15 protein-coding genes and 1 pseudogene are annotated in these 16,885 nt (G+C 68.8%); 12 read left to right on the forward strand and 4 right to left on the reverse strand.

Annotation, left to right across the window (positions count from 1 at the left end; genetic code table 11):
* Nucleotides 1-227: 227 nt before the first annotated feature.
* From mtrA to hpf, 5 genes are all read left to right on the forward strand, one after another.
* Nucleotides 228-905 (forward strand): MtrAB system response regulator MtrA, encoded by a 678-nt coding sequence (gene mtrA / locus EV652_RS39320; protein ID WP_131345780.1) that lies wholly within the window; start codon nucleotides 228-230, stop codon nucleotides 903-905.
* Nucleotides 906-1,042: 137 nt separating this feature from the next.
* Nucleotides 1,043-2,686: an MtrAB system histidine kinase MtrB gene (mtrB, locus tag EV652_RS39325; RefSeq protein ID WP_242002280.1), complete on the forward strand. Its 1,644-nt coding sequence runs from the start codon at nucleotides 1,043-1,045 to the stop codon at nucleotides 2,684-2,686.
* The gene (locus tag EV652_RS39330) at nucleotides 2,683-4,461 is read left to right on the forward strand and encodes an LpqB family beta-propeller domain-containing protein (RefSeq protein ID WP_132215197.1); all 1,779 of its coding nucleotides are present in this window, start codon (nucleotides 2,683-2,685) and stop codon (nucleotides 4,459-4,461) included. Before mtrB ends, EV652_RS39330 begins: the two co-directional genes overlap by 4 nt.
* 170 nt (nucleotides 4,462-4,631) lie before the next feature.
* Complete coding sequence (locus EV652_RS39335) at nucleotides 4,632-5,213, forward strand: ComF family protein (protein ID WP_242002281.1); 582 nt, start codon at nucleotides 4,632-4,634, stop codon at nucleotides 5,211-5,213.
* A 230-nt stretch (nucleotides 5,214-5,443) separates the two neighbouring features.
* Nucleotides 5,444-6,070: a ribosome hibernation-promoting factor, HPF/YfiA family gene (gene hpf, locus EV652_RS39340; RefSeq protein WP_132215201.1), complete on the forward strand. Its 627-nt coding sequence runs from the start codon at nucleotides 5,444-5,446 to the stop codon at nucleotides 6,068-6,070.
* Between the two features lie 140 nt (nucleotides 6,071-6,210).
* On the opposite strand, the gene EV652_RS39345 is transcribed toward hpf, so the two are convergent.
* On the reverse strand, nucleotides 6,211-7,026 hold the full coding sequence (locus tag EV652_RS39345) for a S1 family peptidase (protein WP_132215203.1): 816 nt from the start codon (nucleotides 7,024-7,026) through the stop codon (nucleotides 6,211-6,213).
* Nucleotides 7,027-7,160: 134 nt separating this feature from the next.
* On the opposite strand from EV652_RS39345, the gene EV652_RS39350 reads away from it, so the two are divergent.
* From EV652_RS39350 to EV652_RS39370, 5 genes are all read left to right on the forward strand, one after another.
* Entirely contained in the window at nucleotides 7,161-7,451 is a 291-nt protein-coding gene (locus EV652_RS39350) for a helix-hairpin-helix domain-containing protein (RefSeq protein WP_132215205.1), read from the forward strand.
* Between the two features lie 96 nt (nucleotides 7,452-7,547).
* On the forward strand, nucleotides 7,548-8,696 hold the full coding sequence (locus tag EV652_RS39355) for a winged helix-turn-helix domain-containing protein (protein ID WP_439649124.1): 1,149 nt from the start codon (nucleotides 7,548-7,550) through the stop codon (nucleotides 8,694-8,696).
* A gap of 186 nt (nucleotides 8,697-8,882) precedes the next feature.
* Entirely contained in the window at nucleotides 8,883-11,816 is a 2,934-nt protein-coding gene (gene secA, locus EV652_RS39360; protein WP_132215209.1) for a preprotein translocase subunit SecA, read from the forward strand.
* A gap of 76 nt (nucleotides 11,817-11,892) precedes the next feature.
* Nucleotides 11,893-12,834 (forward strand): NAD(P)H-dependent flavin oxidoreductase, encoded by a 942-nt coding sequence (locus EV652_RS39365; RefSeq protein ID WP_132215211.1) that lies wholly within the window; start codon nucleotides 11,893-11,895, stop codon nucleotides 12,832-12,834.
* 66 nt (nucleotides 12,835-12,900) lie between these two features.
* The gene (locus EV652_RS39370) at nucleotides 12,901-13,896 is read left to right on the forward strand and encodes a LacI family DNA-binding transcriptional regulator (protein ID WP_199238653.1); all 996 of its coding nucleotides are present in this window, start codon (nucleotides 12,901-12,903) and stop codon (nucleotides 13,894-13,896) included.
* On the opposite strand, the gene EV652_RS39375 is transcribed toward EV652_RS39370, so the two are convergent.
* From EV652_RS39375 to EV652_RS44900, 3 genes are read right to left on the reverse strand one after another with little or no spacing between them, the layout of a single operon-like run.
* Nucleotides 13,847-14,176 carry a family 4 glycosyl hydrolase gene (locus EV652_RS39375; RefSeq protein WP_242002282.1) on the reverse strand — a complete coding sequence of 110 codons (330 nt, stop codon included), beginning with the start codon at nucleotides 14,174-14,176 and terminating at the stop codon, nucleotides 13,847-13,849. The two genes, EV652_RS39370 and EV652_RS39375, sit on opposite strands and share 50 nt — an antisense overlap.
* On the reverse strand, nucleotides 14,163-15,089 hold the full coding sequence (locus EV652_RS39380; protein ID WP_132215213.1) for a carbohydrate kinase family protein: 927 nt from the start codon (nucleotides 15,087-15,089) through the stop codon (nucleotides 14,163-14,165). Before EV652_RS39380 ends, EV652_RS39375 begins: the two co-directional genes overlap by 14 nt.
* 3 nt (nucleotides 15,090-15,092) lie before the next feature.
* Entirely contained in the window at nucleotides 15,093-15,326 is a 234-nt protein-coding gene (locus EV652_RS44900; protein ID WP_199238658.1) for a hypothetical protein, read from the reverse strand.
* Between the two features lie 286 nt (nucleotides 15,327-15,612).
* Here EV652_RS44900 and EV652_RS39390 point away from each other — a divergent pair, with 286 nt between their 5' ends.
* Nucleotides 15,613-16,641, forward strand: coding sequence for a LacI family DNA-binding transcriptional regulator (locus EV652_RS39390; RefSeq protein ID WP_132215215.1), 1,029 nt, complete (start codon nucleotides 15,613-15,615; stop codon nucleotides 16,639-16,641).
* 28 nt (nucleotides 16,642-16,669) lie between these two features.
* A pseudogene (locus EV652_RS39395) lies at nucleotides 16,670-16,885 on the forward strand (sugar ABC transporter substrate-binding protein); the annotation flags it as partial.

The following is a 16,885-nucleotide window of genomic DNA, read 5'->3' on the forward strand; positions in this document are numbered from 1 at the left end:
GCACCTCCCCTCGTTGAACCGCCGGCCAGTCTGAGCCGTGTAGTCCATAAGTTGTGTCCGGCACGGGCTGTGCACCATGATCACAGCCCAACTCGGGGTCACACGGCGATCCGGCGTGTGCACTACCCGGGGAATGGGACACTATCCGTAGTGCGTACGGTCAGCATCCGCTGGGCGCACAACGATCGGACGGCAAGGAGCAGGGCGTGGCAGACGGTAACCGGACGATGAGGGGTCGCGTTCTCATCGTCGACGACGACACAGCGTTGTCGGAGATGCTCAGCATCGTGCTGCGCAACGAGGGCTACGACACCTATCTGTGCGCAACCGGTGACAAAGCGGTGCCGGCGTTCCGGGAGTTCAAGCCGGATCTCCTGCTGCTCGACCTGATGCTGCCCGGGATGGACGGGATCGACGTCTGCCGGGCGATCCGGGCCGAGTCCGGCGTACCGATCGTGATGCTGACGGCCAAGAGCGACACCGTCGACGTGGTGCTGGGCCTGGAGTCCGGCGCGGACGACTACGTGGTGAAGCCGTTCAAGCCGAAGGAGCTGGTGGCCCGGATCCGGGCCCGGCTGCGCCGGATGGACGAGCCCGGGCCGGAGTCGCTGACCATCGGCGACCTGACCATCGATGTGGCCGGGCACTCGGTGAAGCGGGCCGGTGAGACGATCCAGCTGACCCCGCTGGAGTTCGACCTGCTGGTCTGCCTGGCCTCCAAGCCCTGGCAGGTGTTCACCCGCGAGGTGCTGCTGGAGCAGGTCTGGGGCTACCGGCACGCGGCCGACACCCGGCTGGTCAACGTGCACGTCCAGCGACTGCGCTCCAAGATCGAGAAGGATCCCGAGCACCCGGAGATCGTGGTCACGGTCCGCGGTGTCGGCTACAAGGCGGGTGCGGACTGATCGAGTACGGACGCGACCAAGAGTCGCAGGCGGCCGCCGACGCCCCGGCCGCGCCGGTCGGGCCGGAGCAGCAGCCGGCCCCGCCCGAGCAGGAGACGGCGGAGACCCGCGGGACGGAGCTGGAGCTCACCGCCGCCGTGGCGGACTGGCCTGCCTACCCGCAGCCGCTGTGGCGGACGCACCCGAAGCACTGGCCGGACATCTGGCGCCGGTCCATCCAGGCCCGGATCGTCACCGGCACCCTGCTGATGTCGACCGTCGTCCTGCTCCTGGTCGGCTGGGTGATGATGAGCCAGGTCACCGACGGCGTGCTCGAGTCCCGCCGGAGCAGCGCACAGTCGGAGGCCGTCGCCCAGCTGGCCTCGCTGTCCAACACCATCGACGCCGCCGACCCGAACATCATCAACCAGCAGCTGTCCGAGCTCGTCCTCGGCTCCAATCGCCCCGGCCTGTACGACGTCCTGCTGGTGCCGGCCGACACGTCCACCACCAACGCGATCCGCTACACCGGTCTGGTCGACAGCGACTCGATCCCGACCGAGCTGGCGTCCTCGGTGATGAGCGACGACACCAAGCTCTGGGACACCTACACGGTGATCCACTACCGCGACGGTCCCAGCGTCCCCGGTCTGGTGGTCGGATCCCAGCTGCGGGTCCCGACCGCACCCACCGAGCGGTACGCGGTCTACTTCCTCTTCCCGCTCACCCCGCAGCAGGAGACGCTCGACGTCGTCCAGCGCGCGCTGGTCACCGCGGGTCTACTGCTGGTCGTCCTGCTCGGTGCGGTCGCCTGGCTGGTCACCCGTCAGGTGGTCACCCCGGTCCGGATGGCGCGGCGGATCGCTGAGCGGCTGGCGGCCGGCAAGCTCGAGGAGCGGATGCAGGTCCGCGGCACCGACGACCTGGCCCGGCTGGCGGTCTCCTTCAACAAGATGGCCGGCAACCTGCAACGGCAGATCCGTCGGCTGGAGGAGCTGTCCCGGCTGCAACGCCGATTCGTCTCCGACGTCTCGCACGAGCTGCGCACGCCGCTGACCACGGTCCGGATGGCCGCCGACCTGCTGCACGAGAGCCGGGACCAGTTCGACCCGATCAGCCGGCGCTCGGTCGAGCTGCTGCAGAACGAGCTCAACCGGTTCGAGGAACTGCTCGCCGACCTGCTCGAGATCAGCAGGTTCGACGCGGGCGCGGCCGCCCTCGACCTGGAGGACGTCGATCTGCGCGACATCGTCAACCGGGTGCTGGAGAACCACGAGACCCTGCTGCAGCGCAAGGGCTGTGAGGTCCAGCTCAACATGCCGGAGCCGTGCCGGGCCCAGGTGGACGCGCGCCGGATCGAGCGGATCCTGCGCAACCTGATCGGCAACGCGATCGAGCACAGCGAGGGCCTACCGATCCGGATCAGTACGGCGTACGACGACGACGCGGCGGCCGTCGCGGTCCGCGACCACGGCATCGGCTTCCGGGCCGAGGAGGCCGAGATGGTGTTCAGCCGGTTCTGGCGAGCCGATCCGGCCCGGGCCAGGACCACCGGCGGCACCGGACTCGGCCTGTCCATCGCGCTGGAGGACGCCCGGCTGCACGGCGGCCGGCTGGATGCCTGGGGCTCGCCCGGCGACGGCGCCTACTTCCGGCTCACGCTGCCGCGACGGCCGGACGTCACGCTGTCCGGCTCGCCGCTGCCGGCCCGTCCGGCGGACGCCAGCCGCGTGGTGACGGAGAAGTCCCTGGTCGACGTCGGAGCGCCGTACCAGAAACTGACCGGTGGTGAGGAACGGTGAGGCGGAAGCTGTTCGCGGCGGTCCTGGTGGTCCTGCTGCTGGTCACCGGCTGTGCGACGGTGCCGACCAAGGGCACGATCCGCAGCGGCAGCCGGGAGGGCCTGGCACCGGACTTCGGCGGTGTCGGCGTGGAGGCGAAGCCGCCACGGGACAACACCCCGCCGCTGGCGCTGGTGAACGGGTTCCTCGAGGCGATGTCGGACTCGCGGGCCTTCGACGTGGCCCGGGAGTACATGACCCCGGAGGCGGCGGCGGCCTGGAAGCCGGAGACGCAGACGGTGGTGTACGAGCAGAAGCGTGACGCCGTCACCAGCCTCGGCACCGACCAGGTCCAGCTGAAGGCGCGCAAGATCGCGACCATCGACGAACGGGGGTCGTGGAACCCCGCGAAGGTCGACGAGCCGGTCTCGTTCGTGTTCAAGCTGATCAAGCTCGAAGGCCAGTGGCGGGTCGCGTCGGTGCCGCCGGGCGTGTACCTGGGCAGCAACCAGCTGGACCCGAAGCTTGCCCCGCGCAATCTCTACTTCTTCACGCCGGGCCGGGACATGCTGGTCCCCGACCCGGTCTACCTGCCGGTCAACCTCTCGGCCGGGCAGGCCGCCACCCAGCTGGTCCAGGAGCTGCTCAAGGGCCCGACCAGCCGGCTCGGCAACGGCGTGTACTCGCTGGCGCCACCGGGGACCGGGGTCCAAGTGTCCGTACCGGTCGAGTTCGGCGTGGCGACAGTCGCGCTGAACGACGCGGTCTCCCCGCTGCAGGACACCGAACGCCGGTTGCTCGCAGCCCAGATCGTCTGGACCCTCAACCAGATCAACCTGCGGGTCAAGATCACCGTCCGCGGTGCGCCGCTGCTGCCCGACGATCCGGACGTGCTGCCGTTCTCCAACTTCACCCAGTACGACCCGTCCGTCCCCAACGGCGCCATGACCGACCTGTACGGCGTCCGCGACGGCAAGGTGCAGCGGATCGAAGGGCTGGACGGGGCGTCCGACATCGCGGCGCGACCGCTGAAGAACAGCATGCTGACCGACTACCCGGCCAAGTCGTTCGCGGTGAACCTGCGCGGGGACTCCGGTGCGATCGTCACCACCTACGAGGGTGAGGACGTGGTGGCCACCTCCTGGCTGGACTCCACCGACAAGTCCGACCCGCTCAGGACCATCCCGACCCAGGGCCGGGTGCTGCGGCCGAGTTACGACAACCACGACAATCTCTGGATCCTGGACCGGGCGGACAGCGCCAAACCGCGACTGCGGGTCCGCGACCGCGACGGCAAGGCCGCCGAGGTGGCGACCAGCTTCCACGGTGACGCACCGCTGGTGCTGCGGATGGCACCGGACGGTGTCCGCGCGCTGCTGGTGATGCGGTCGAAGACCACCGGCGACAACTACGTGCAGACCGGGACGATCCAGTCCGTCACCGGCGGCCGGTTGGTGCTCGGGCAGCTCCGCCAGCTCCAGTTGCCGCTCCGCGACATCACCGACGCAGCCTGGAACAAACAAGGCCTCCTGATCGCCGGTACGTCGACCTCCGTCGCCAACGCGCCCTCCGTCGCCAACGCGCCCTGGCTGGTCAACACCGACGGCTCCCGGCTGCAACTGCTTCCCGGCGCTCCGTCCGGGTTCGCGACCGGACTGCTGGCCTCGAACCTGAACAAGGACACCCTTCCGGTGATCAGGGACGTCCAGGGCCACCTGCACTGGCAGACCCGCGACCTCACCTGGGTGAACATGGACGACGACGGGGCACCCATCGACCCGACCTACCCGGGATGAGTTGTCCACAGGGCGGGTGAAGTCTGGTTGCGGGCGGCGGGAATGTCGCGGATCGTTGAGCGGTGCCGGTCCGGGACGCGTTCGTGGATCTCGTGCTGGGTGGACGATGTGCCGGGTGCGAGCGGCCGGGTGTCACTCTCTGTGATGGTTGCCGAGAGCTACTCACCTCGGTGACTCCGTTCCGTGCCTGGCCGGAGCCACGGCCGGCCGGACTACCCCCGCCCACCGCGAGTGCGCCGTACGCGGATGAGCTTCGGAAGCTGATCGTCGCGCACAAGGAGGAAGCCCGGTACGCGCTGGCGCGTCCACTCGGAGCAGTCCTGGCCGCCGCTGTCCGCACCGCTCTCGGCGAGCGCCGAGCCGTCTGGTTGTGTCCCGTTCCGTCCGCACGATCGACCGTCAGGCAGCGCGGGCACGACCCGTTGCGCCGGATCACGCGCGCCGCCGCACGCACCCTGCAGCGGCAGGGGATCGACGCCCGGACGGCTGCTGCGTTGCGAGTCGTACGGCGTCCTGACGACCAGGCCGGGTTGTCCGCTGAGCGCCGTACCGCCAACCTGGTAGGGGCTTTCGCGGCTCGTTCGCGCTGGGCTGAAAGACTGACGGATCAGCCGGTCCTGGTGGTCGACGACGTGATCACCACCGGTTCCACGCTCGCCGAAGCGTGCCGGGCCTTGGAATCCGGGGGGATTCCGGTGCTCGGCTGTGCGGTGCTGGCCGCGACCCGCCGGCACAAGCCGTCTGGTTCATGAGAACTTCCCTACCGGTTTTCGCCGAAGCCGACTAGCGTTGGCCTATGACACCCGCTAGGGCTTGTCGGGCAGGGATGTGGTGCAGGTCCGGATCAGCCGGAATCCTCACCACGGAGTCCGACCGGCTCGAAGGCGGGTGTTCTCGTTTCGGGCGCCCCAACCGCAACCGATACAGCGAGTGACGGGGGTCCGGAGACGTAACAAGAAGTCGCCGATCGATGGAGGTTTCCGTGGACGTCGTTGTCAAGGGTCATCACTGCGAGGTCAGTGACCGCTTCCGGCAGTACGTCGAGGAAAAACTCGAACGGATCGAGAAGGTCGATCACCGGGTACTGCGATGCGAAGTAGAAGTCAGCCAGGAGAAGAACCCGCGACAGCACGATCGGGCGATGCGTGTCGAGCTCACCATGTACACCAAGGGACCGGTGGTCCGCGCCGAAGCAACCGGCGAGACCAAGCAGGCGGCGTTCGACGTCTGCCTGGACCGGCTGCGGGCGCAGGTCCGCAAGGCGGCGGATCGCCGCCGGGTGCACCGCGGTGAGCGGACGCCGGAGGGCCTACGGCACGTGAACGCGAAGCAGCCGCTCAACGGCACCACACCAGTAGTGGAGGAAACAGTCGCCGAGGACGAGGTGGCGACGTACAAGTTCGGATCCCTCACGGTCACCGGCGACGGTCCTCTGGTGATGCGCGAGAAGACCCACACCGCCAAGCCGATGTCCCTGGACCAGGCGCTCTACGAGCTCGAACTGGTCGGACACGACTTCTACCTGTTCGTCGACGCCGACGAGAACCAGCCCAGTGTCGTGTACCGCCGTCGCGGTTACGACTACGGCGTGATCCGTCTGGCCGTCTGACGTTTTCTTTGGTCGTGTGAGGCCGACCGCCGAATCTCGGGAGGAGCACAAAGAACAGGGGCCGGGCTGTGAGCCCGGCCCCTTCTCTGTCCCTGCGAAGGTTCGTCCCTCAGCGCTGCGAGCCTGCGCTGAGGATGCGGCTAACCGTCGATCTGGGCCTGGAGTGCACTCGCGTACGTCGCTACCTCGGCGTAGACACCCGGGTTGCCGGCGTCGGCGCAGCCCACGCCCCAGGAGACGACACCGAACAGGCGGCCGTTGAGGACGAGCGGTCCGCCGGAGTCGCCCTGGCAGGAGTCCTTGCCGCCTTCCTCGTACCCGGCGCAGATCTCGCCGTCGGCGGTGTACCCCTCGCTCGCGTACGCCTGCTCGCAGTACGCGTCACCCAGGACCGGGACGTCGACTTTCTGGAAGGTGTTCGCCGGACCGGTGCCCTCGGTCTCACCCCAGCCGTAAACGACCGATGCCGCTCCGGCCGCGTCCGCCGCCTTGTCGGTCTCCAGCGCCAGCGTCGGTACGCCGTCGAACGGCGTGGTCAGCGTCATCACCGCGACGTCGTGTCCAGCTGCCTGCCCGTACTGCGGGTCGACCCAGATGCTGCTGATCTTCGACTCCTTGCCGGTGGACGTGTCACTCAGCACGTCCCGGCCCTGGATCGCGGTGTAGGTGGACGCCGCCTCCTGCGAGCAGTGCGCCGCGGTGACGATCTTGTTCGCCGCGACCAGCGTCGCGCCGCACCACTCACCGGTCGGGTCGGGCGAGCCGGTGTTCGACAGCTGGATCGCCCAGGGCGTGTCGGCGGTGTGGGCGATGTCGCCGCCGACGATCCGGGTCTTGGGTCCGTCGGGTGTCTGCGCGGCCGTTGCGGAGCCCGCCAAAGCCACCGCACCGAGGGACGCCACGATGAGCACACCGGCCGCCAGGGCGGCACGGATCAACTGCAATCTTCCTGTCATGCCTCACTCCAGGTTGATAGGGGCCACACGGGCGGCGTGGCCTCTTTGGAGGGTCTCCCGAACACCGTGTGTAGCGCACCTCCCACTTGCGGTAACTCCCGAGTTATGGCCTCGGCGCGCATTACAGTGCGGCCGTGCACCCTCAGCCCTCGGCGCAGGCCCGAACCGACTGGAAGACGGTGTTCCAGAAGCTGGGTGGCGCGGTGATCCCGCGCGTGGTCAACCTCAACGAGGCACCGGCCGGGGTGCTGTCGGCTCTGCCCGGACTGAACTTCCGGATCGCGGCTGCCATCGTGGCGAGCCGGGTCCAGGCCGGCCGCTTCCGGTCCGTCGAGGAGTTGTGGTCCCGTGGGCTCCTGCCTGTCCCGCCGGGTCCGGAGCTGCTCGAACGGCTCGTGGTGACCGCCGTGCAGGATCGGCGCTGAATAATGTCGGAGGCGCCCGGCAGAATTCGTGACGTGACCACACAGGTGTTGTCGACGGCTCAGGCGCGGCGCGTCGCGCTGGCGGCGCAAGGCTTCATGGACCCGCGACCGAAGGGTGTGCCCGACGCCCGGGCACTGTCGCGTGTGCTCGGCCGCATCGGCCTGATCCAGATCGACTCGGTGAACGTGCTGAGCCGGGCCCAGTATCTGCCGCTCTACTCCCGCCTGGGTCCGTACCCGCGCGACCTGCTCGACCGCGCCGCCGGGAAGGCACCACGCCGCCTGGTCGAGTACTGGGCCCACGAGGCCTCCCTGATCCCGGTCGAGACGCACGCGCTGATGCGCTGGCGGATGGCCCGCGCGACCACCGAGGCGTGGGGCGGCCCGCGCTCGATCGCCAAGGAGCGTCCGGATCTGCTCAAGCAGGTGCTCGCCGACGTCCGCAACCACGGCCCGCTGACCGCTCGCCAGATCGACGACGACGTTGAGCGGTCGAAGGAGAACTGGGGCTGGAACTGGTCGGATGTGAAACGAGCTCTCGAGTTCCTCTTCTTCGCCGGTGAAATCACGGTGGCCCGCCGCAACCAGCAGTTCGAGCGGATGTACGACGTACCGGAGCGGGTGCTGCCCAGCGCCGTACTGGAGACTCCGACGCCGTCCGTGGCGGAGGCGCATCGGGGGCTGGTGTCGATCGCGGCGAAGGCGCACGGGGTGGCGACCGCGCAGTGCCTGAGGGACTACTTCCGGACCGAGCCGGCGCAGACCGTGCAGGCGATCCAGGAGCTGGTCGAGGACGGCGAGCTGATCCCGGTCGGGATCGACGGGTGGAAGCGGCCGGCCTATCTGCACCGGGACGCGCGGCTGCCGCGGCGGGTGAACACGCGGGCGCTGGTCAGCCCGTTCGACTCGCTGGTCTTCGAGCGGACCCGGACCGAGGTGCTGTTCGACTTCCGGTACCGGATCGAGATCTACGTCCCGGCGGAGAAACGCATCCACGGGTACTACGTGCTGCCCTTCCTGCTCGGGGACCGCCTGGTCGCCCGGGTGGACCTGAAGTCGGACCGGGCCGCCGGGGTCCTGCTGGTCCAGTCGGCCCACGCCGAGCCGAAGGCGCCGGTCGAGGCCGCGGACGAGCTGGCCGCCGAGCTGGTCCAGCTGGCCGGGTTCCTGGGGCTGGACCAGGTCCGGGTAGTCGGCGGCGGTGATCTCTCACCTGCGCTGAGTGACGCCCTGCGCGGTTCCTGACCGGTCAGACGGAACTTTTCTCAGCGCTGGATCGTGGGTCGGATAGGCCCCGCGGCACGCATAGGGGCGTGGCTTGGCACACCTTGCCCCGTACCATGGGTGACGCGCGCCCGCCCAGGGGTGGATCGTGCCCTGTCGGCGTCGGCCGCATCAAAGGCTTCAGCAGCAAGGAGAGAACTCCCCACCATGAAGGTGATCGACAAGGTCCTGCGGATCGGCGAGGGCAAGATCCTGCGCCAGCTCCAGGGCATCGCGAAGATGGTCAACTCGATCGAGGACGACTTCGTCGGCATGTCCGACGAGGAGTTGCGCGGTCAGACCGCGGAGTTCAAGCAGCGGTACGAGAACGGGGAGTCGCTCGACGCGCTGCTGCCGGAGGCGTTCGCGGTCGTCCGGGAGGCGGCCAAGCGGACCCTGCACCAGCGGCACTACGACGTCCAGATCATGGGCGGCGCCGCGCTGCACCTGGGCAACATCGCCGAGATGAAGACCGGTGAGGGCAAGACCCTGGTCGGGACGCTGCCGACGTACCTGAACGCGCTGTCCGGCAAGGGCGTGCACGTGGTCACGGTGAACGACTACCTGGCCAAGTTCCAGGCCGAGTGGATGGGCCGGGTGTACCACTTCCTCGGCCTCGACTACGGCGTGATCCTGCCGGAGATGTCGCCGGCCGAGCGCCGGGTCGCGTACAGCAAGGACATCACCTACGGCACGAACAACGAGTTCGGCTTCGACTACCTGCGCGACAACATGGCGCAGAGCATCGAGGACTGCGTCCAGCGCGAGCACAACTACGCGATCGTGGACGAGGTGGACTCGATCCTGGTCGACGAGGCCCGGACCCCGCTGATCATCTCCGGCCCGGCCGAGGACTCGCAGCGCTGGTACGTCGAGATGGCGAAGATCGCGAACTCGCTGAAGCCGCGGGTCGCCGACGACAAGGTGCCGGAGGAGCAGCGTCCGGTGGCCGACTACGAGGTGGACGAGAAGAAGCGCACCGTCGCCATCCTCGAGCGCGGGATCGAGAAGGTCGAGGACCGGCTCGGGATCGACAACCTGTACGAGTCGGCCAACACCCCGCTGATCAGCTACCTGAACAACGCGCTGAAGGCCAAGGACCTGTTCCGCAAGGACAAGGACTACGTGGTCGTCGACAACGAGGTGCTGATCGTCGACGAGCACACCGGCCGGACGCTGCACGGCCGCCGCTACAACGAGGGACTCCACCAGGCGATCGAGGCCAAGGAAGGCGTCGAGATCAAGGAGGAGTACCAGACCCTGGCGACCATCACGCTGCAGAACTACTTCCGCCTCTACGAGAAGCTGGCCGGCATGACCGGTACGGCGATGACGGAGGCGGCCGAGTTCCAGAAGATCTACGGTCTGGGCGTCGTCCCGATCCCGACCAACAAGCCGATGATCCGCGCCGACGAGCGCGACCTGATCTTCCGCACCGAGGACGCCAAGTTCGACGCGGTGGTCAAGGACATCGTCGAGGTGCACAGCACCGGTCAGCCGATCCTGGTCGGCACCACCAGCGTGGAAAAGTCCGAGCGGCTGTCCGCCCAGCTGCGCAAGGAGAACATCGCGCACGAGGTGCTGAACGCGAAGCAGCACGCGCGGGAGGCGGCGATCGTGGCCGAGGCCGGCCGCAAGGGCGCGGTCACGGTGGCCACCAACATGGCCGGCCGCGGTACCGACATCATCCTCGGTGGTAACCCCGAGCACCTGGCCGACAAGGACCTGCGCGCCCGCGGTATCGACCCGGCCGAGTCGCCGGAGGAGTACGAGGCGCAGTACCCGTCGGTCCTGGAGCAGTTCGAGAAGCAGGTGAAGGACGAGCAGGAGGAGGTCACCGAGGCCGGTGGCCTGTACGTGCTCGGCACCGAGCGGCACGAGTCCCGCCGGATCGACAACCAGTTGCGCGGCCGGTCGGGCCGGCAGGGCGACCCGGGTAAGTCCCGGTTCTACCTGTCTCTGGAGGACGACCTGATGCGGCTGTTCAAGCGCGAGATGGTCGACTGGGCGATGTCGCGGAACAACGACGACAGCCAGCCGCTGGAGAACAAGGTCGTCACCAAGGCGATCGCGTCGGCACAGTCCCAGGTCGAGGCGCAGAACTTCGAGACCCGGAAGAACATCCTCAAGTACGACGACGTGATGAACCGGCAGCGGCACGTCGTGTACGACGAGCGCCGCCGCGTCCTCGAGGGCGCCGATCTGCGCGACCAGGTCGAGGACATGCTCGAGGAGACCGTCACCGGCTACGTGCAGGGTGCGACCGCGGACGGGTTTGCCGAGGACTGGGACCTGGACGCCCTGTTCACCGCGACGAAGACGCTGTACTCGACCGAGCTGACCGAGGAGCAGCTGATCGAGGAGGCCGGCGGCGACAAGGCCGGCCTGACCCAGGACTTCCTGGTCGAGGCGTTCAACGCCGACGCCAAGGCGGCGTACGCCCGGCGCGAGGAGCACCTCGGCACCGAGGCGATGCGTGAGCTGGAGCGCCGGGTGGTGCTCAGCGTGCTGGACCGCAAGTGGCGCGAGCACCTGTACGAGATGGACTACCTGCGCGAGGGCATCGGCCTGCGCGCGATGGCACAGCGCGACCCGCTGGTCGAGTACCAGCGCGAGGGCTACGACATGTTCGCCGCGATGATGGAGTCGATCAAGGAGGAGTCGGTCGCGTTCATCTTCAACGTCGAGGTCGACGTCGAGGCGATGCGGGCCGAGATGGAGCTCGCCGCCGAGGCCGAGGCGGCCGACTCCGACGAGGGCGTCGTGGGCCGCCGGGTCGAGGACATCCTCACGCCGGGTGCGCCGGTGGCGGAGTTCCCGGGCCGGCTCCAGGACGAGGGTCGGCCGCAGGACACGCCGCGTCCGCGGGACACCCCGCGGCTGCGCGCCAAGGGCCTGACCGGTGACAGTCGCCCGCAGCGGCTGTCGTACTCGGCGCCGACGATCGACGGCGACGACGAGGTCGCGGTCCGCCAGGACGGGGGGACCGACGACGGCCTGCAGTACGCCGGTACGCCGCGCAACGTGGCCTGCCCGTGTGGCTCCGGCAAGAAGTACAAGCGCTGCCACGGCGACCCGCAGTCGGACGTCTACAAGTTCTGAGCCACTCCACCAACGGCCGGCCCGCTCGCGGGGCCGGCCGTTGTGTGTGTCTGCCCGCCTGTGATGCCCTTGATCCATGTGGCTGACGGAGAAGTTCGGGTTGTCCGTTCCGGTGGTGGGTGCACCGATGGCGAATGTGAGCGGAGGCAGGCTGACCGCCGCGATCTCGGCGGCCGGCGGACTGGGGATGCTCGGCGCCGGCTCCGGCGTCAGCGCTGACTGGATCCGCACCGAGGGTGCGGTCGCCGCGGAGAGCGGCAAGCCGTACGGCGTCGGCCTGATGGCCTGGTCGGTCAAGGACCGCCCCGAGCACCTCGAGGCCGTCCTCGAGCTGAAGCCGGCCCTCGTCTCGCTCAGCTTCGGCGACTATGCGCCGTACGTCGCGACGCTGCAGAAGGAAGGCATCGTCGTCGCCATGCAGGCCGGCACGGTCGCCGATGCGCGGGAGGCGATCGACGTCGGTGTGGACGTGATCGTCGCGCGTGGCGCCGAAGCCGGTGGACATGGCCGCAACGCGGTCGCCACCCTCCCGTTGCTGCAGGCGATCCTCGATCTCACCGAGATCCCGGTCTTCGCGGCCGGTGGTATCTCGGGTCCGCGCGGGCTGGCCGCCGTACTGGCTGCGGGAGCAGCGGGTGCCTGGATCGGTACGGCGTTCCTCACCTGCACCGAGGCATTGACGCCCGAGCCGGTCCGGCAGCGGGTGATCGAGGCCGACGAGACCGACACCGTGTACGGCACGGTCTTCGACGCCGCCTCGCGGGCCGGCTGGCCGGACGAGTTCGGCGGCCGTGCGCTCCGGAACGCCTTCTTCGACACCTGGGAAGGCCGCGAGGAAGAGCTCAAGACCAAGGACGGCGCGCACGCCGATTACGTTGAAGGTGTCCGTGCCGCCGACCCGGCCCGCATCTCGATCTACGCAGGCCAGGGCGTCGGCGCCCTGACCAACCAACCCACCGCCGCCGAGGTCGTCGACTCCTTCGCCACCTACCGCACCTACCTCCAGGCGGCCCTGTAGACGGGCTTGCTCTTCAGAGCCGTGCATGGGACGCTACCACCATAAGCCCCTAACGGTGGAATCAAGATGCGAACCACACTGGCCATGGTTGCCGCCGAGGTCGGAGTGTCCAAGGCCACGGTCTCGAAGGTCTTGAACGGACGCCCCGACGTCGGCGCGGACACGCGCGTCCGAGTCGAGCGAGCGCTCGCCAACCACGGCTATGTCCCGGTACGGCGGGCGCCGAAGCGAAAGCGGGTCCGGACGGTCAGCCTCGTCTGCGACGACCTGCTCTCGCCGTACACGTCGGAGCTCATGCGGGGAATCGTCTCCGCCGCGACCGAGGCGGAGGTGGACGTAGTGGTCGCGGCCTTGGAGTCTTGGCGCAGAAGGGGTTCTGGAGGTGCCGGGATCCTCGTCGCTGCCTGTGAGGTCAGCGAGAAGCAGGCGAAGGCGCTGGACCGAGCGGGACAGCCGGTGGTGGCGATCGACGCCCTGAAACTCCCGTCGGCCGAGGTGGTCACCGTCGGCTCGACCAACGCGACCGGAGCGATCGAAGCGACCGAGTACCTCCTCCGGCTGGGACACGAGCGCATCGGGTTCGTCGGCGGGCCGGAGACCTCGTCCTGTGGACAAGCCCGCATGCACGGATACCTCGCGGCGATGAGCCAGGCAGGACTCCGCGTCGCCCCCGAGCTCGTCTCACACGGCACTTTCGTCACCGCCACCGGTGTCAGCGAGGGCCGGCGGCTGCTCGCGTTGGAGCAGCCGCCGACCGCCGTCTTCGCCGCCAACGACGCGATCGCCGTCGGCGTGATCGAAGCCGCTCGGCTGCGCGGACTCGCCGTACCCGCCGATCTCAGTGTCGTCGGTTTCGACGACACCGTCCTGGCCGAGTCGTCGACCCCACCGCTGACGACCGTGCGGCAATCCCTCCAGGACCTGGGCGCCTACGCGCTCAAGACCTTGTTGAGCCTGGGGGACGGTGTCACCCCCGGCCTGCGCCATGTCGAGCTGGCGACCGAGTTGGTCATCAGGAGCTCGACCGGAGCGCCAGCTCCAAGTAATTGCCGTGAGCAATGACCAGCTCGTCGCACAGGTCCCAGATTCGCTCGACCGGAAGGGCCACCGCGGTGGCTCCAGCGCCCCGCCGGTCGAGGTGCGCGGTGATCCGGGGCGTCACGCCACGTTCGGTCGCGATGTACGACGCCGCGGCCGCCGCCGTATCGAGTCGCTCCGGATCGATATCGTGCAGCGCGATGTGCACTGGGCCTAGGTCGAGACCGAAGAGATCCGCCAGCAACCCCTGCGTGAAGACGACACCGCCGCCCCGACGAAGACGATCTTGCTCATCGGGACGCACTCTCCACTGCGAGGTCCCAGTCCGCCTGCGCGGTGGTCCCGCCTGCGGCCCGGGTGGACAGCGAGCCGCACGCGGTCGCGACCGCCAGCGCCCGTTCACGACCGCACCCGTTCAATACGGCGGCCACGTAGCCGGCGTCGAAGCTGTCGCCGGCGCCCACCGCGTCAACCGTCTCGACCTTCAAAGCTTTGGCGGTCGTCACCGAGGATCCGTTGTGGGCAAGGGCTCCTTGAGCGCCGTTCTTCACCACGACCAGCGGACCTCGGCGCGCCAGGATCCCGGCGGCGTCGGGGACTGACGGATGACCGGTGAGTGCGCTGGCCTCGGCCGCGTTCGGGAAGAAGAAGTCGGTGACCCGCAGGACCGGGTCGAGCACCATCCGGTCCCAGCGGTCGGCCGGATCGTCGTTCGGATCGAGGGACGTGGTCGCCTTCGCGCCCTTCGCCTCCTTGAACAGCGCGGCCAGCGAGGCCGCCAACTGAGGGAGCAGATAGAAGGATGCCGCGTGGACATGCCGCACTGACCTGAGCAGCGACCGCGGTACGTCGTCTGCGCTGATCAAGGGCATACAGCCAGGCGACGTCAGGATCGCGCGATCGTCGCCGGAGGTGAGAATCGTGGTCAGCGGAGTCGACGAGTCGCGGTCGACGGTGATCGCGTCCACGTTCACTCCGCGGTCCGAAAGCGCCGTACGCACGAAAGCACCGGCCGGGTCGTCGCCGACGCGGCCCGCGAAGGCGACGCTCAGCCCGAGCCGGGCCGCACCGCACGCCATGATCGCGGCCGAGCCGCCGAGCACGAGCGATCCGTGCTGGACCAGGCGCTCACGTTGCCCGAAGGCGACCGGCTGGTCGACGGGTCCGATGACGACATCAGGATTGACGTCACCGATCACTAGCAGGTCGAAATTCATGTATCAGCCTTTGAGTCCGGTGGAGGCGAGTGAGCGGATGAAGGCCTTTTGGGCCAGTAGGAATCCCAGCAGGACCGGTAAGACGGTGATGACGTTGCCGGCCATCACTGCGGCCCACTGGGTGTGGTGCTGGCCCTGGAAGGCGTTCACGTAGCAGATGTTGTAGAGCCCGGCGGCGGGTGCCGCCGTCCGATCGCGACTGAGAGCACGACGGGTGAGCGGGCGAGTGTCGGACACGATTGCTCCATCGGTCCCGGGGACGCGACCCCGCCTCGGGCTCACACCACGCCCTGGCGCCTGGAAACCGGACTCCGGATGCGCTGATCCGCTACCGGCTGGGTGCGTCACTGCCGGCCCAGTCAAGCCCTCGGGCCGGTGCGGCGTCAAGCGATCAGCTGCAAACGAGTGCGCGCAAACGCCCGGAGATTGCGGTACTGCGCACTGCGCCAGATCTTGACGTGCGACGTTTTAACCGGTTTAGTGACTGTTTAAACCGGTTTAAACCACCGTCAAGCGAGGTCTGATGAGCAAACAGCGGCCGACGATCGCCGATGTGGCGACGCGGGCCGGGGTGTCCAAGGGCGCGGTGTCGTTCGCGCTGAACGGACGGCCCGGCCTGGCGAGTGCGACCGTGGACAAGATCCTCGCCGCGGCCGACGAACTGGGCTGGCGGCCGAGCAACCGGGCCCGGTCCTTGTCGGTCTCGAAAGCATTCGCCCTCGGTCTGGTGATCACCCGCGACCCGGCCGTGCTGTCGTCGGACCCGTTCTTCCCGGCCTTCATCGCGGGGGTCGAGAGCGTCCTGTCCGCCCGCGGGCAGGCTCTGGTCCTCCAGGTCGTCACCGCCGGCGAGGACGAGGAGGCGGGCTATCGGCGACTGGCGCAGGACACCCGCGTCGACGGCGTCTTCCTGTCCGACCTCCGGCACGACGATCCCCGGATCGACCTGCTGGTCGAGCTCGGTCTGCCCGCCGTCACCCTGAACCGGCCCGACGGCACGTCGCCGTTCCCGGCCGTCATCCTGGACGACCGGCCCGGGACGATCGCGGTCGTCGAGCACCTGCTGTCACTCGGTCATCGCCGGATCGCGCACGTCGCGGGCCCACCCGCGTTCGTGCACGCGACGGCCCGGTCAGATGCCTTCATGGCGACGCTGGCCGCCGCCGGGATCGCGCCGGCGGCGGTCGAGACCAGCGACTTCACCGCCGCGGGCGGGATCGAGGCGACCAAACGACTGCTGGCGCTGCCGCAGCCGCCGACTGCGATCGTCTATGCGAACGACCGGATGGCGATCGCCGGCCTCGGCGCCGCCCAGGCGACCGGACTGACCGTTCCGGACGACCTGAGCATCGCCGGCTTCGACGACAGCGAACTTGCCGAGTACGTCCACCCCGGCCTGACCACCGTGCGCGCCGACCCGTTCCGCTTCGGCGAGGCGGCCGCCCAGACCCTCAACCAGGTCGTCGACGGTGCGGCCGACGTACCCGATGTCGAACTGCCACCCGCGCAGCTCGTCGTCCGCAACTCCACCGCCGCCGTACCCCGTGTCTAGCGCTTCCCCTGGCGCACTTGGAGGAATCATGAAACTGCAAGCTGGACTGCTGGCCCTGGTGCTGGCCGGCTCACTCGCCGCGTGTGGTGACAGTGGCGACAGCTCTGGTGGCGCCGACGCCGCGGCCAAGGCCACCGGACCGATCACCATCTGGTACTCGAACAATGCCGAGGAAGTGACCTGGGCCAAGCAGATGGTCGCGGCCTGGAACACGGCCCATGCGGACCAGAAGATCACTGGCCAG

Source organism: Kribbella steppae, from assembly GCF_004342025.1.
GTDB lineage: Bacteria > Actinomycetota > Actinomycetes > Propionibacteriales > Kribbellaceae > Kribbella > Kribbella steppae.